Source organism: Pseudomonas sp. JV414, from assembly GCF_032424305.1.
GTDB classification, from domain to species: domain Bacteria; phylum Pseudomonadota; class Gammaproteobacteria; order Pseudomonadales; family Pseudomonadaceae; genus Aquipseudomonas; species Aquipseudomonas lini.
In genome coordinates this window covers 849625-864349 of the sequence record NZ_VYKC01000022.1, presented here as the reverse complement: position 1 = coordinate 864349, position 14725 = coordinate 849625, and the positions used below count along the sequence as shown (strand labels likewise).

The window sequence follows — 14725 nt, the reverse complement described above, 5'->3', positions numbered from 1 at the left end:
GCTGGCTGTTTAAATTGGCTGCCTCCTCGTCTGAAGGTGCTCCCCTATATGAATGCCCCCTTCTCGGGCAGCTGCCTTTGCGGCGCCGTCAAATACCAAATCTCTTCACGACCTAAAGCACTTTCTCACTGCCATTGCAGCCAATGCCGCAAAAGCCATGGGGCCGCATTCGCCAGCTATGGCAGTGTGTTGCGCAGCAATCTGCAGCTTATTCACGGTGCCGATTGCATTAAGTCGTTCCAGTCTTCTGAGTCAGTCCTGCGTCAGTTTTGCGACCAGTGCGGTTCGTCGCTGTTCTGGTCAAAAAGCCAAGGTGAATATTCTGGCTGGATCTCGATCGCCTTGGGCACCTTGGATACAACATTCACCTCTGATAAACAAAAGCACGTTCAGGTCCCATCCAAGGCCTCGTGGTATGAAATCACGGATCATTGGCCGCAACACCAGTGACAGCAGTGGGTCGATTTCTGCCTGTCACGAAGGGCTGAAAACGGCCAGACAACTGGAAGCTGCCGGAACGTTGATGGAGAAGCTGAGCGCCTATAGAGAGTTAAGTGATTAGTACAAAATGAGCCACGACGAAAGGCCGCTATGGATCGATTTCTGCCTATCACCACTGTCAGCTTTGAGTTGTGATTCACCCGGTGGACGCAACAGGTTGGCTAAATCGTTCAGCAGGCTGGCCCCTCGCGTTAGGTCTAGCCGAGTGATACACAACAGGTCTGGTCGTTAACGCTTCCGTTGCAAAGCTACCTACGGGGGAGATGCTTGCCTTACCAAGACCATTCAAGGAATGTCATTTCAGTAGCGAAACCAGGCGCGGCTCAATCGATAACGTAAGCACCTCAAGTAGAGCCAGCGTCACCGGTAGTTTGAAGCGCCGCCAGCCAGCGCTGCCCGGGTTGAGGTATAGCCGTTCGCCGCGCCATTCCATGCGTGGCTTATGCGAATGGCCGGTGATCACCAGCCTTATGTCTGCATCAAGCACGGCAGGGACATCGGCAATGTCATGTCGAAACATAGTCGGTCGGCGATATTTTCTCAGCCTGGGCCAAAAGCGACCTCCCAAAGCCAAGAGTTACATTCAGTCTCCTCGCCCCCTATTGATCGCGTTCTGTCATCGGCTAGTTATATTGGCGCCAAAAAAAAGAAGTCGCGCGATTACAGCTGAGGAGTTGGACGTGCAATATAGGCCTATGATTTATATGAACTTTTAAAAAAAGTCGGAATGGGTAACGCAGAATTATCTAGAGACCTCTATTATTTCTTTATCGCCGAATTCGGTCTAATCACTGTTATGCGTCAGCGACAAAGCAAGCAAACCCTTAATCAATAATTATAGGAGAGTAACATGTCGATGAAAAAAAGAACGGCCTTACTCGTGCTGGCTTTTAGCTTTTTCGTAATGACGAGTTGTGCCGACATAAAAAATTACTCAGAAATCTCAAGCGAAAGAAACAAGAGCATTGTTCCTGACATTGACTATTATGACTTTGCATACAATGTAGATACTATTGTGCTTCCTGCAGAAATAAAAACCAAAGGAAATGTAGGTATAGACAATACATTTTCAGGCGAATTGCAAGTTTCGAACTGGGGAAGCGCCATCAAGAATGCGACCCAGAAAGAAATCCATGACAGCGATCGCTTTATCGAATTTGGAAATTACAGTGGCCGCATTGAAATAAGCACAGAAGTATCTTCAGTGTCGATAAGCAACGCTTGGAGTGGAACTCGATCGAAGTGCAATGTTGTTTACACCTATAAAGATTTAGTGGCAGGAAAAATACTCTCCATGCATGAGAGCGCCATTGAAATAATGGCACTGTCCCCTACCATACCAAAATCCAGTAATAGTTCTTTTTACAGCTTTGATCAACTCACCTATGCTATTGCTCGCGAGGCGATTGTTGGCCTCATTCGATTGCCGGCCATTGCTAATATTCAGCTAACACAGAGACAAGTGAAGTTTTATAATTCAAATATTAGAAAAAGACCCAACCAACTTATTAGCTACGTTCCGATTGACAATCTTATTCACAAGAATAAAAAAGAACTAAACTCTGCTTTTTCAACGACTAAGAAAATGCAAAAAAACAGTAATAAATCGGGAAAGAAAAATAAATCCAAAGTTAGAGTAGACACCGTCTCTGCTCCCGCCACCCCTCCCCTGAAGTCTAACACGGCCAGTGATACACCCATCGCAAACACCGTTAATTCTAGTGAAAACTCTGTCAGTCAGAACTCAAGCCAGGCTGCGACTGAAACTAAAAAAGACGATAGAAATTCAAGAGAAATTGCTAGTTCAACGGAGCATTTGAAGGATGGCACCGTTAAAAACTACGAGCCCAGTTATGACGGCAGTGGACCTATAGCCACCCAAGGACCCTATCAACCTCAAAACAAGGTATCAGCAGAGCAAGAAAGAGCAATGGACGAACGGTTAAAAGCGGAAAAGGCAAAATTACAGGGATCGACTGACAATACCGCTTCACGTACCGGGTATACAGCCGCGCCAGGACTCTATCAAATTCAAAATAAGGTATCAGAGCAAGAAAGAGCAATGGACGAATGGTTAAAAGCCGAAAATGCAAAGTTACAGGGAGCGACTGGCAATGCCGCGTCACGTACCGGATATACAGGCGCGCCAGGACTCTATCAACCTAAAAACAAGGTAGAGGCAGAGCAAGAAGGAGCAATGGATGAATGAAGGTCTCCGATATCCATAGAAGAACTGAATCCGCATGCCTTACCAAGACCATCCAAGGAATGTCATTCCAGTAGCGAAACCAGGCGCGGCTCAATCGAGCACGTAAGCACCTCAAGTAGAGCCAGCGTCACCGGTAGTTTGAAGCGCCGCCGGCCAGCGCTGCCCGGGTTGAGGTATAGCCGTTCGCCGCGCCATTCCATGCGTGGCTTATGCGAATGGCCGGTGATCACCAGCCTTATGTCTGCATCAAGCACGGCAGGGACATCGGCAATGTCATGAACCAGTAAGGTCTGCCATCCATTCAGGTCGAAACATAGTCGGTCGGCGATATTTTCTGCCCAAGGGGCGTCCAGATCATTGTTCCCGCGTACTACGTGCAGCGGGGCAATGGACGCCAGTTGATCAAGGATTTCGAGCTTGCCGATGTCGCCGGCGTGAATGATCCGTTCACAACCCTCCAGGGCAGCAAGGGCTTCGGCGCGCAGTAAGCCATGGGTATCGGAGATCACGCCAACTTTCATGCAAAGCTCCAGACCGGGCTCAAGTATGGGAACTCAGGTTATTTTTGTGGGCTGCAGTGTTGAGTACGGCCAGATCACTCTGGCCCGCCCTTCTTATTTTTGGCCACCCGACAAGGGTGGGGTTCGAGGCGGAATCAATCGCTTCGTCTCCGTCGACTCAAACGCCGAAGCCAAGCGAAGCAGCGTCGAATCGTCATAGGCACGACCGGCGAAGGTCAACCCGACGGGCATGCCGATGTCCGGCATGACGCCCATCGGCACCGTGACCGTAGGGACACCCAAGTGGCGGATGGCGAGATTGCCGTTGGCGACCCAGACACCGTTACTCCACGCGATGTCCGCAGACTTCGGATCGACATCGGCATTCGCCGGCCCGACGTCGGCCACCGTCGGGAAGATCACCGCGTCGAGCCCCAACCGATCCATCCAGTCCTCAAGATCGAGTCGGCGCGTCTGCTCAAGGCCGCGTAGTCCGTCCGGCACTGTGGTGATCTGATCCCAAGGGGTGATGCCGCGCTCGGCCATCCGCACGTACTCGTCCATGCCCGCGGCAAGGTCGTCCTCACGGTTGGGCAGCGTTCCTGGGTCGTGCGGAAAAATCAGCGGCCCATTCACGTCGACCAGGCGATTGAGTGTTGGATCGCCATTGGCCTGCAGAAAATCGTCGAGCGCCCAAGCCGTCAGGTCCCACAACTCATGGTGAAGGAACTCTTTGGAAACCAGGCCGCGGTTGAACACCGTCGGTGCACCAGGACGATCGCCCTCGCAATTGGAGACCAGCGGGAAATCGACTTCGATCACTTCGGCACCAAAGGCTTCAAGTGCTTTGCGAGCCTCCTCCCAAAGGCCGATCACGGAGGCACGGGTGTTGATTCGCTGGCCTGTCGGACCGCCGATGCCAGGCGCGTCACTCGTGCCCGCCTCGGGATCCGCGTTGATGTACATACGAGGAACGCCGAAGCGCTTTCCGGCGAGGGCATCGGTATTCGCGGCAAGCGACCGATACGAAGCGGGACGCACCGAGGCGACACTCGGAATGGGCACCCAAGGTTGCATCCGCCACAGATCGCCCCGTGTGTCGGGATCATCCGCCACCACCACGTCGAGCACTTCGAGCAGGTCTGCCATTGTCCTGGCAAACGGCACGACTACGTCCATGGTCGGCGTCAACGGCCAGTTCCCGCGCACCGAGATCACCCCGCGCGAAGGCGTGTAGGCACACAAACCATTGTTCGAGGCAGGCCCCCGGCCGCTCGACCAGGTTTCTTCGGCGAGGCCGAATGCCGCGAAACTGGCGGCGGTTGCGGTACCGGCGCCATTCGATGAGCCCGATGCGAAGGGCGCGGTGAGATAGTCAGCGTTGTACGGGCTTTCGGCACGGCCATAGACCCCACGCTGCATACCGCCGTTGGCCATGGGCGGCATGTTGGTTTTGCCCAGGCAAATCGCGCCAGCGGCACGAAGCCGTTCGATGGTGAACGCATCGCGATAAGCAATCAGGTTGGCGAAGGCGGGACTTCCAGAGGCTGCGGTGAGCCCCTTCACCAGATAACTGTCCTTGGCCGTATAGGGAATGCCATCGAGCGGACCCAGCGTCTCGCCCTTGGCCCGACGGGCATCGGACGCCTGCGCTTCCTTGAGCGCATCGGGGTTGCGAACCACCACCGCGTTGAGCGCGGTGGGCGTGTCGGGGCCGTCGTAGGCATCGATCCTGGCGAGATAGGCCTGGACCAATTCAACCGCCGTCGTCTGGCCCGACTCAAGCGCAGCACGCAGTTGGGCTATGGAAACCTCGGTGACCTCAATCATGCTATTACCGCCGGCGGCTGATGGGTGACTTGATGTTGGGCTCAAAGACATCACTTATCTCAAAATGGTTTTTAATAGCGGTTGCTCGTTGACTGCATAGAGTAGAGAAAGAGCCCACTCCATGAACACCCCTGGAAGACTAGGCATCCTCAAGCCGTTCACGCAGAAACTCGATAAACCGCTGGGTTTTAGCCGGCAACAGCCGTGTCTCGGTGAGGGCGTAAACCGAAACGGGTGAAGCCTGCCACTGCGGCAAGACTCTGCGCAGTGTGCCATCGGCGACGTCTTGCGCAACGATACCCTCCCCCAATAATGCAATCCCCACATCCAGCGTCGCCAGTCGTCGAATCATTCCCACGCTGTTGAGTTCGAATCGACCGCCAACCTCAACCTCCACCTCCGCTTCACTGCCGGAGAGTATCCAGCGGTCGGCGCGCGTGCCGCGCATACGCAGGCATTCGTGGTTGGTCAGGTCCGAGGGATGAATCGGATCACCGTGCAGTTCAAGATAACGGGGTGAGGCATACAGGCAGCGGCGCAAACTGGCGAGCTTGCGGGCAATCAGGTTCGAACTCGCGGGCTCGCCCATGCGAATGACCACATCAACCGGCTCACTCACCAGATCGACCTGACGTGGGGTCAGATCCAACTCGAAGCTGATACCGGGATACAGCTGGGCAAACTCCGCAATCAGTGGTGCCAGGTAGATATTGGCGAAATCCACCGGGAGTGAAGCCCGCAGTACACCGCTGGGCCGGGCCAGCATTTCGCCGAGCTGCTCGTGCGCGAGCCGGGCTTCGTCGACGATGCGTTTGCAGCGATCGAAGTACAACTGCCCCGCCTCGGTCAGCTCGATTTTTCGCGTGGTGCGATGCAAAAGCCTTAGCCCGATTTCCTTCTCGAGGCCACTTATCCGGCGCGACAGCGTCGAATTCGGCATCCCCATCGCCTCCGCCGCCCGACGGAAACTGCGCGCCTTCACGACTTCGACGAACAACGCCATGTCGTTGAGAAACTCCAATGTCATTGCTCCATCAGTGGATCAGTCAATTCAGTTTTACCCGGTTTATCCCGGATTCGGATTGATCAATGATAGCCACATCGTTTACTGAGGAGTACCGCAATGCATTCGCTTTTTTCTCAAGTCCAGATCGGTCGCCATACATTGTCCAACCGCATGGTCATGGCACCGATGACCCGTTCGCGCTCCGATGATTTCGGGGTGCCAAGCGAGCTGGTGCCGACCTACTACGCGCAGCGCGCCGGTGCCGGGTTGATCATCTCTGAAGGGGTGTTCCCTGCGGCTCTGGGCAAGGGTTATGTGCGCACTCCCGGTATCGAAACCGCCGAGCAAGTGACCGCCTGGAAGCAAGTGACCGAAGCCGTACATGCTCGCGGTGGGCGGATCTTCATGCAGCTGATGCACTGCGGACGCATATCGCACCCTTCGCTGTTGCCTGACGGCGCCCTGCCACAGGCCCCCTCCGCGATCAAACCCGCCGGTCAGACCTGGACAGCCACAGGCCTTCAGGACTTTGTCACCCCACAGGCGCTGAGCGTGGTCGAGATTGCCGCGGTCATCGAAGGCTACCGTCAGGCCGCACGCCTGGCCATCGAGGCCGGTTTCGACGGTGTCGAGCTGCATGCCGCTTCGGGGTATCTGCCTGAACAGTTTCTCTCGACGGGCAGCAATCAGCGCACGGATGAGTACGGTGGATCGGCTGAAAACCGTGCTCGCTTTGTACTGGAGGTGTTGAACGCCATGGCGACGGAAATTGGCAGCGATCGCGTTGGCATCAAGCTCTCCCCTGAAATGAACTTCAACGACATCGTCGATGCCAATCCGCAAGAAACCTACACGTATCTGGTCGAGCAATTGCGTGGGCTGAATCTCGCCTATTTGCACGTTGCCCTCTTCGGCGCCAGCGTCGACTACCACGCCTTGTTGCGTCCCCTGTTCGATGGCAGCTACCTGATCGGTGGCGGGCTCGACCAAAACGCCGCCCAATCCCTGCTCGCTAAGGGCCAGGCCGACGCGGTGGTGTTTGGCAACGCATTCCTCGCCAACCCAGACCTGCCCGAGCGTTTTCGCACAGGCGCCGAGCTTAATGTGCCGGACAAAGACACGTTCTACGCACCGGGCGCTCAGGGGTATATCGATTACCCGGCCATGAGCCCGGCTCAAAGCGCCTGAGTGGCGCTGCAAGGCTAAAAATCTGGTGCAAAACCTGTGGGAGCGGGCTTGCCCGCGATAGCGGTGTATCAGGCAACATTGATGTCGACTGACACTCCCTCTTCGCGGGCAAGCCCGCTCCCACAGGGATGTGCGTTTGACTGACTGTTGCCGTCTACATCTCAACCTGCGTGCCCAGCTCTATCACACGATTGAGCGGCAACTTGAAGTATTTGAGGTTGCTGTTGGCGTTCTTCAGCAAAAACGCGAACAGGCTTTCGCGCCAACGAGCCATGCCGATTCGTTTGGTCGGGATGACAGTCTCCCGGCTGAGGAAATACGTGGTGCGCATTGGGCTGAAATCCAACTCTTTCAAATGGCAAAGGCTCAACGCCAGAGGTACGTCAGGCTCCTCTATAAAACCAAAGTGCAGACTCACTCGAAAGAACCCTTCACCATAAGCCTCGACCTCGAACCGCCGATCCGCAGCCACACGCGGGCTGTCTTCAGACACCACAGTGAGCAACACCACCTGCTCGTGCAGAACCTGGTTGTGCAACAGGTTATGCAAGAGGGCATGCGGAACCGCATCAGCCCTGGCCGTCAGAAATACCGCGGTACCCTGCACACGATGGGGTGGCTGCGAGCCGATGCTGCTGATGAACAACGGCAGAGGCAGCGAGGTTTCGTCCAGTCGCTCGACAATGATCTTTCGGCCCCGTTTCCAGGTGGTCATCAAAATGAACAGGGCAATACCGGCGATCACCGGGAACGCACCGCCCTGGAAGATCTTCGGAGCGTTGGCGGCGAAGTACAGGCTGTCCACTACGAGAAAACCCAATAACATCGGAATCGCCAACCAACGAGGCGTTTTCCACAGCAGCAATACAACGGCCGAGGACAGTATGGTGGTAATCAGCATGGTTCCCGTCACCGCCACACCATAAGCCGCCGCCAGTGCACTGGACGATTCAAAGCCGATGACCAGCAACACGACGCCGACCATCAGCGCCCAGTTCACCATGCCGATGTAAATCTGCCCCTGCTCCTGACTGGAGGTGTGCTGGATAAACATACGAGGCACGTAACCCAGCTGAATGGCCTGGCGAGTCAGTGAGAACGCACCAGAAATCACGGCTTGGGAGGCGATGATGGTGGCCAGTGTCGAGAGCGCGACCATCGGCAGCAGCGCCCAGTCAGGTGCCAATAGATAGAACGGATTACGTACCGCTTCAGGGTTCCCGAGAATCAGCGCGCCCTGGCCAAAGTAGTTGAGTACCAGGCCGGGGAGCACCAGGATGAACCAGGCACGAGCAATGGGTTTGCGACCAAAATGGCCCATATCGGCATACAGTGCTTCAGCGCCGGTCAATGCCAACACGACGGCGCCCAGGATGGCGACGCCGATGCCCGGATGAACCACGAAAAACTGCACCGCCCACGCAGGATTCAGCGCTTGCAGAACTTCCGGCCGTTGCAAGATGCCGTAAATGCCGAGTGCGCCCAACACCACAAACCACAGCACCATGACCGGGCCGAACAGAATCCCGATACGCGCCGTGCCATGTTTCTGGATCAGGAACAGTGCCACCAGGACGACAACGGACAACGGCACCACCCAATGCTCGATGTCATCGAACGCAAGTTGTAGCCCTTCAACCGCGGAGAGCACCGAGATGGCCGGGGTGATCATGCTGTCGCCGTAAAAAAGCGCCGCGCCAAACAAGCCAAGCAATACCAGGACCCTGCTCATTTTGGGAAAGGGCGCGGCGGCCCGACGCGCCAGCGCCGTCAAGGCCATGACCCCACCCTCACCCTGGTTGTCGGCGCGCAGGATAAACAACACGTACTTGATCGAGACGACCCAGATCAGTGACCAGAAGATCAACGACAGAACGCCCAGTACACCGTCGTGATTGGCCTGGACTCCGTAGTGACCGGCGAACACTTCTTTGAGGGTGTAAAGCGGGCTGGTGCCGATATCCCCATAAACCACGCCTACCGCGGCGACGAGCAAACCCACGCCTGATGTTTTGGAGTGGGACTCTTCATGGGCAGGGATCGCTGTTTCGCTCACGGGTAGCTTCTCGATAAGGAGGAAGGATTGCAATGTCAGTCAGTTAAGCAAAATCCATGTGGGAGCGGGCTTGCTCGCGAAAGCGGTGTGTCAGGCGACATCAATGTTGACTGTGCCACCGTCTTCGCGAGCAAGCCCGCTCCCACAGGTTTCGCACCTTAACTGACTGGCATCAGGAAGAATTGCAGGCATATCGATGATCAAAAAACGCGGCAAGTATCGTTGCGGGGAAGAACATCCACCGTAAAAAAACCGTAAAATTCTACCGGCAGCGCCCTCCTCCAATGCTCATCGAGCGATTCGTACCTACTGCGCCTTCCCGCCACCAGGCTTATAGAAAAGAAACTTCCGGGTCTCGGCCGTCCTGGTGTATTTCTTTGCCCAGGCGGGCTTTACCGTTCTGTCGTGGAAATACAAAGCACCATGAGTGCGGTCCTTGAGTTGCTTGTTGAGCGCCTTGCGCGCGATTTCCTTGGAGAGGGCATATTCGTCGTCTTCCTTTACCTGATCCGCACGTCCGTCGCACCACCACGAAAACTGGCAGGAGCCCGTTTCAGAACCTTGCTTGACCACGGCGCACACCGTATCGGGAAACCCACCATGGCCGAGCCGGTTCATGACCACGCTGGCGACGGCTTCCATGTTGGCAGGTGCCACACCTTTGGCTTCCCAATAGATGCTGCGTGCAAGGCAGGTGATTGCATCGTCCAGAGGGGCTGCGCCTGCCGGATCGACCGCCTGCGCTTCGGACGGGGTGATGACCGCGGACTTGGGCACCGGAAGTTCGCCGTCCTTCTCGGCGGCTTTCTCCTCCAGGACGTGCGCCTTGTCTTCGGCCACTTCCTGTTTTTTCTCTTGGTCAGCGGCCAATACCTGACCGCACAGAAGGATGATTGCGAAGCAGGTGAGTACCCATTTTAATCGCATGAACGATCCTTCCGATGACACTGGCTTGAGCAATGAAACCGCGATGTTGTAGCGCTGACTTGCTGTGATTGTAGTCGTCGCAAGTCATTCCAGCCGCCTGACAATAATCTGCATATCGAGGCGAAAGGCATTGCATTCACAGGGGTGAAATCGCGCATCATGGACGCAGTCCGTTCAAGGGAGATTTTCATGCGCAGCCTGTCATCCGTTTTGCATCTTGCCGTGTTGTCATTCGGGCTGGTGTTCAGCGTCGCCGCCTCGGCAGCCGATGAAACGCAGCTGGTTGAGTCGATCAACGTTTACCGTAGTCAGGCGCAGCGCTGCGGCGGCCAGGCGTCTTCGGAATTGCCGCCGCTGGCGAGCGATCCGCGCCTGGTCCTGTCCGCCAACAGCATCGGCGACTTGCAGCAGGCACTGGCCCGCGCGGCTTATCCGATGGTCAATGTGCAGGCGATCAGTTTGTCCGGCCCGCGTGATGCGCCGGCCGCCATGAAGGCGATTCAAGAGAGCTTCTGCCAAGTGGTGCTGGACCCGCAATTCGTCGACATCGGCGTCAGCCGCGATGGCCGTGAATGGCGCATCGTGCTGGCGCGTCCGCTATTGACCGGGCGTCTGGGCGACTGGCAGGCGGAGGGACAGAAACTGCTCGAAGCGATGAACAGCGCCCGCGCTCAGACGCGCCAGTGCGGCACCCAAGCCTTTGCCGCCACGACGCCGCTGGCCTGGAACGCCACACTGGGTTCCGCGGCCGAGACCCACAGCCGGGCCATGGCCAACAATAATTATTTCGATCACAAGGACCGCGACGGGCGCACGCCGGGCGATCGGGCTGAACTGGCGGGTTACGCCGGTCAGCAGGTCGGAGAGAACATCTCCGCCGGACAGGACACCGCACGCAAGGTGGTCGATGGCTGGCTGGCAAGCCCGGGCCATTGCGCCAACCTGATGAACCCGCAATTTCGCGAGCTGGGGGCGGCCTATGCGGTGGACCCGAAGAGCGATGCGGGCATTTACTGGACGGCGATGTTTGGTGCGCCGTGAAGGCTTGACTCGACAGTTGAAAAAGGAATCGTGATTTGAATAAAGCCCCCTCTTCGACCGTCGAGCAGGACCTGTCGAAGCCTGCGGCCATCAGCCTGCGGGAAGCGTTTCTGTTCTGGCTGAAGCTCGGCTTCATCAGTTTCGGCGGGCCGGCCGGACAGATCTCGATCATGCACCAAGAGTTGGTGGAGCGCCGACGCTGGATCTCGGAACGGCGTTTTCTGCACGCCCTCAACTACTGCATGTTGCTGCCTGGGCCGGAGGCTCAGCAGCTGGCGACCTACATCGGCTGGCTGATGCACCGGACGTGGGGCGGCGTGATTGCCGGCGCGCTGTTTGTGCTGCCTTCGCTGTTCATCCTGATCGTGTTGTCCTGGGTGTACATCGCTTTTGGCGAAGTGCCGGTGGTGGCCGGGATTTTTTATGGGATCAAGCCTGCCGTGACCGCGATTGTGGTGCAGGCAGCCCACCGAATCGGCTCGCGAGCGTTGAAGAACAACTGGCTGTGGGGAATCGCCGCAGCGTCATTCACAGCGATCTTCGCGTTCAATGTGCCCTTCCCGTTGATTGTGTTGGGCGCTGCGATCATCGGTTATGTCGGCGGACGTCTGGCGCCTGAAAGGTTCCGCACCGGGGGCCACAGTGCGACGAAAAAATCCTTCGGCCCGGCCTTGATCGACGACGACACCCCGCCTCCCGAACACGCCCGTTTCAGAAGTTTTAAATTGCTGCGTTTATTGCTGGTGGGCGCGGCGTTGTGGGTGTTGCCTATGGGGATTCTCACCGCCCTGTTCGGCTGGGAAGGCACCCTGACCCAGATGGCCTGGTTCTTTACCAAAGCAGCGTTGCTGACATTCGGCGGCGCGTATGCCGTGCTGCCTTATGTGTATCAGGGCGCTGTCGGCCACTATGGCTGGCTGACACCCACGCAGATGATCGATGGCCTGGCGCTCGGCGAAACGACTCCCGGGCCGCTGATCATGGTGGTGGCTTTCGTTGGTTTTGTCGGCGCCTATGTTCAGCAGGTGTTCGGCCCCGAACACATGTTCCTGGCCGGCGCCCTCGCCGCTACGCTGGTGACCTGGTTCACCTTCCTGCCTTCGTTCCTGTTCATTCTCGCCGGCGGCCCGTTGGTGGAATCGACGCACAACGAACTCAGGCTCACCGCGCCGCTGACCGCGATAACTGCGGCGGTGGTCGGCGTGATCCTTAATCTGGCGTGTTTCTTCGGCTACCACGTGCTGTGGCCCAACGGCTTCGGCGGTCAACTCGACTGGCCATCAGCGCTGATCGCCATTGCCGCGGCCATTGCCTTGTTCCGCTTCAAGCGGGGTGTGATCGAAGTACTGATGGGGTGCGGGCTGATCGGGCTGGCGGTGCATCTGCTGCGCTAGCCCATCAAAAGGGATTAATGACTTTGCCGTTGCCGCTGTAGTTCAGTCTTCAGCCAGAGGCTGGCGGGTTGTACGCCTGCCGGACAGCGCACTTCATAGGCACGGCCACTCATACTGCTTTGGGTGGCCGCCAGCTCGATGAAGTCTTCGGCGCTGTTTACCTTGTTCCGGTCTTCGAGGTACGTCAGCTTCTTCTGCAGATGTACCCGGGCCTCAGGGCCAGGGTATTCGCTTCCATTACGCACAAACCGGCACTCACTGTGCTCGACAAAGTCCAGCAAGCTGTTTATTTCCTGAGTGGCTTGAGGTGGGGTTTGCGCCAGTGCATCGAGCGTTATGGCGGTCAGGCCGATACCCGCCGCGATCAGCCATTGACTGAGGGGTCGAGCGAAACGTCCAGTCAGAATTTCCATGGTGACACCTCGCATGACTAACGGCAGATCAGAGCGGCAGTGCCCTGCGCTCTGAAGGCTGAGGGGCAAATATCAATCGTCGTCCCGGTCGTCGCGGTCTCGATCGCGGTAACGACGGCGGTCATCACGACGGTCGTAATCGCGGTCATACCCTCGACCATCACGTTGGTCATAGCCTCGGTCATGGTCGCGACGGTATTCACGACGGTGATCCCGATCGTACCTGTCGTCATCTTCCCAGTGAGGAAAGCAGCCTCCCAACAGGAGGGTACTTGCAATGGCCAGGGTCATTATCGCGGTGCGCTTCATTTGAACATCCTAAAAGCAAAGGTCAGAGCTGCGGGGATGAGTTGACGCTATCCACGAATTCATTCGAAGTGCGTGCAAACCGCAGATACGACCTTCCAGATGCTTAATGATTCCGCGACGCACTCCTTAACTGGCAAAGCCTGCTACGGATTTCAATGACGGCGTTAGCCTTACAGCGTTCTTTGGCTGTTACCGATGGTCTTGGCTTTTTCGATGGCCCAGTCCAGCGCGGCTTCCATGTCCAGCAGATGCGGCGACGGGTGGTTGTCCTCAACGATGGTCGAGCCGTCCGGCCAGTAAACTCCGATGAACATCCCCAGCGAACCGTCTCTCAATATCTCGGCCTTAACCTTGATCGTGCATCCGTTCGATAGCGTTTCCGAGTGGATCATATGGCGCTCAGTCATGACTGCATTCCTCCCGTCGTAGCTATCAGCGTAACTCATACACCGCTGACGGCGATGACGCTCAAGCGTCTATCTGCACCACCTCGATCCCCAGTTTTTGATAATCCTCGACATTGCCCGAGGCCACGTGACGTTCGGTGATCAGGGTATGCACACGGTTGCAAGGCGCAACAACGAAGGGCTCCACCGCCCCCAGTTTGTCCGCGGTGGTGACGGCGATCACGTGGGAAGCGCTGGAGAGCATCGCCTGCTTCACCGGCACCTCATCGAAATGCAGCGAGCTGATGCCGACTTCCGGATGAATGGCGCAGACCCCGGTGAACACCAGGTCGGCTTTGATGCCCTCGATCAGCCGCAGGGTTTCATGTCCGCTGGAAGACATAGTCACGGGGTTGAGCTGACCACCGGCGACGATCACCGTGATGCCTTTGTATTCGGCGAGGGTGATCGCGATCATCGGCGACGCGGTGATGGCCGTAATGGAGATGTCAGCAGGCAGCGAACGCGCGATCTGCAGCGTGGTGCTGCCGGAATCGAAAATCACGATCTGGCCGTTTTTGACCCGGCGTGCGGCGAGTTGGGCCAGTCGGGTTTTCACTTCATCGGTTTCGCCGACCCGGGTGAAGTAATCCTTGCCCGTGTCCTTGGGCCGCGGCAGCGCCCCGCCATGTACCCGCTGCACCAGCCCGGCGCTGGCCAGCTCCGACAGATCCCGGCGAATGGTGTCTTCAGACACGGCGAAATGCTGGCTCAGTTCGGAGGCCATGACCTTGCCGTCGCGTTCGAGAATCAAGAGGATTTTCTGACGGCGCAGCTGCGGGAGTTCGGCGGTGGAATGCTCGGCTTGCATGGTTATGCCTGTTTTTGCGTGTTTATGCGAGATTAGCCAAACAGCTGAATGAACACAACCGGCATGGCAGCGCAGAATCTGTGGGAGCGGGCTT

General features: G+C 57.0%; 14 protein-coding genes and 1 pseudogene. 5 read left to right on the top strand and 10 right to left on the bottom strand.

Going from position 1 to position 14725, the window contains the following annotated elements; translation table 11 throughout:
- The first annotated feature begins 48 nt into the window (after positions 1-48).
- On the top strand, positions 49-450 hold the full coding sequence (locus tag F6R97_RS27900) for a GFA family protein (protein WP_082239612.1): 402 nt from the start codon (positions 49-51) through the stop codon (positions 448-450).
- 346 nt (positions 451-796) lie between these two features.
- Here F6R97_RS27900 and F6R97_RS27895 read toward each other — a convergent pair.
- Positions 797-1024 (bottom strand): annotated as a pseudogene (locus tag F6R97_RS27895) (metallophosphoesterase family protein); the annotation flags it as partial.
- Positions 1025-1351: 327 nt separating this feature from the next.
- On the opposite strand from F6R97_RS27895, the gene F6R97_RS27890 reads away from it, so the two are divergent.
- The gene (locus F6R97_RS27890) at positions 1352-2710 is read left to right on the top strand and encodes a hypothetical protein (RefSeq protein WP_315867445.1); all 1359 of its coding nucleotides are present in this window, start codon (positions 1352-1354) and stop codon (positions 2708-2710) included.
- 62 nt (positions 2711-2772) lie between these two features.
- Here the strand turns inward: F6R97_RS27890 and F6R97_RS27885 are convergent, their stop codons facing one another.
- The 3 genes from F6R97_RS27885 to F6R97_RS27875 form a co-directional block, all read right to left on the bottom strand.
- On the bottom strand, positions 2773-3231 hold the full coding sequence (locus F6R97_RS27885; protein WP_048394776.1) for a metallophosphoesterase family protein: 459 nt from the start codon (positions 3229-3231) through the stop codon (positions 2773-2775).
- 93 nt (positions 3232-3324) lie between these two features.
- The gene (locus F6R97_RS27880) at positions 3325-5040 is read right to left on the bottom strand and encodes an amidase (protein WP_038983805.1); all 1716 of its coding nucleotides are present in this window, start codon (positions 5038-5040) and stop codon (positions 3325-3327) included.
- A gap of 139 nt (positions 5041-5179) precedes the next feature.
- Entirely contained in the window at positions 5180-6061 is an 882-nt protein-coding gene (locus F6R97_RS27875) for a LysR family transcriptional regulator (protein WP_048395309.1), read from the bottom strand.
- Positions 6062-6163: 102 nt separating this feature from the next.
- Between F6R97_RS27875 and F6R97_RS27870 the strand changes: the two genes are divergently transcribed.
- Positions 6164-7234, top strand: a complete 1071-nt coding sequence (locus F6R97_RS27870) for an alkene reductase (protein ID WP_315867444.1) — start codon at positions 6164-6166, stop codon at positions 7232-7234.
- A gap of 154 nt (positions 7235-7388) precedes the next feature.
- On the opposite strand, the gene F6R97_RS27865 is transcribed toward F6R97_RS27870, so the two are convergent.
- Together F6R97_RS27865 and F6R97_RS27860 are read right to left on the bottom strand one after the other, a co-directional pair.
- Positions 7389-9290: a potassium transporter Kup gene (locus F6R97_RS27865; protein WP_315867443.1), complete on the bottom strand. Its 1902-nt coding sequence runs from the start codon at positions 9288-9290 to the stop codon at positions 7389-7391.
- A 306-nt stretch (positions 9291-9596) separates the two neighbouring features.
- Positions 9597-10217: a cell wall hydrolase gene (locus F6R97_RS27860; RefSeq protein ID WP_038983808.1), complete on the bottom strand. Its 621-nt coding sequence runs from the start codon at positions 10215-10217 to the stop codon at positions 9597-9599.
- A gap of 189 nt (positions 10218-10406) precedes the next feature.
- Here F6R97_RS27860 and F6R97_RS27855 point away from each other — a divergent pair, with 189 nt between their 5' ends.
- Positions 10407-11258, top strand: a complete 852-nt coding sequence (locus tag F6R97_RS27855) for a CAP domain-containing protein (RefSeq protein ID WP_048394784.1) — start codon at positions 10407-10409, stop codon at positions 11256-11258.
- 35 nt (positions 11259-11293) lie between these two features.
- A complete protein-coding gene (gene chrA, locus F6R97_RS27850; protein WP_048394786.1) occupies positions 11294-12652 on the top strand; it encodes a chromate efflux transporter in 1359 nt (452 codons plus the stop codon).
- A 14-nt stretch (positions 12653-12666) separates the two neighbouring features.
- Here the strand turns inward: chrA and F6R97_RS27845 are convergent, their stop codons facing one another.
- The 4 genes from F6R97_RS27845 to F6R97_RS27830 form a co-directional block, all read right to left on the bottom strand.
- Complete coding sequence (locus tag F6R97_RS27845) at positions 12667-13065, bottom strand: DUF5329 domain-containing protein (protein WP_048394788.1); 399 nt, start codon at positions 13063-13065, stop codon at positions 12667-12669.
- A gap of 72 nt (positions 13066-13137) precedes the next feature.
- On the bottom strand, positions 13138-13374 hold the full coding sequence (locus F6R97_RS27840; RefSeq protein ID WP_080772176.1) for a hypothetical protein: 237 nt from the start codon (positions 13372-13374) through the stop codon (positions 13138-13140).
- Between the two features lie 170 nt (positions 13375-13544).
- A complete protein-coding gene (locus F6R97_RS27835; RefSeq protein WP_050681367.1) occupies positions 13545-13781 on the bottom strand; it encodes a hypothetical protein in 237 nt (78 codons plus the stop codon).
- A gap of 61 nt (positions 13782-13842) precedes the next feature.
- Entirely contained in the window at positions 13843-14631 is a 789-nt protein-coding gene (locus tag F6R97_RS27830) for a DeoR/GlpR family DNA-binding transcription regulator (protein ID WP_048394792.1), read from the bottom strand.
- Positions 14632-14725: the final 94 nt, after the last annotated feature.

Bases quoted from the DNA above. Each gene is read 5' to 3' on its own strand.
- F6R97_RS27900 (WP_082239612.1), top strand. From the start codon at position 49: ATGAATGCCCCCTTCTCGGGCAGCTGCCTTTGCGGCGCCGTCAAATAC.
- F6R97_RS27890 (WP_315867445.1), top strand. From the start codon at position 1,352: ATGTCGATGAAAAAAAGAACGGCCTTACTCGTGCTGGCTTTTAGCTTT.
- F6R97_RS27885 (WP_048394776.1), bottom strand. From the start codon at position 3,231: ATGAAAGTTGGCGTGATCTCCGATACCCATGGCTTACTGCGCGCCGAA.
- F6R97_RS27880 (WP_038983805.1), bottom strand. From the start codon at position 5,040: ATGATTGAGGTCACCGAGGTTTCCATAGCCCAACTGCGTGCTGCGCTT.
- F6R97_RS27870 (WP_315867444.1), top strand. From the start codon at position 6,164: ATGCATTCGCTTTTTTCTCAAGTCCAGATCGGTCGCCATACATTGTCC.
- F6R97_RS27860 (WP_038983808.1), bottom strand. From the start codon at position 10,217: ATGCGATTAAAATGGGTACTCACCTGCTTCGCAATCATCCTTCTGTGC.
- F6R97_RS27855 (WP_048394784.1), top strand. From the start codon at position 10,407: ATGCGCAGCCTGTCATCCGTTTTGCATCTTGCCGTGTTGTCATTCGGG.
- F6R97_RS27845 (WP_048394788.1), bottom strand. From the start codon at position 13,065: ATGGAAATTCTGACTGGACGTTTCGCTCGACCCCTCAGTCAATGGCTG.
- F6R97_RS27840 (WP_080772176.1), bottom strand. From the start codon at position 13,374: ATGAAGCGCACCGCGATAATGACCCTGGCCATTGCAAGTACCCTCCTG.
- F6R97_RS27835 (WP_050681367.1), bottom strand. From the start codon at position 13,781: ATGACTGAGCGCCATATGATCCACTCGGAAACGCTATCGAACGGATGC.
- F6R97_RS27830 (WP_048394792.1), bottom strand. From the start codon at position 14,631: ATGCAAGCCGAGCATTCCACCGCCGAACTCCCGCAGCTGCGCCGTCAG.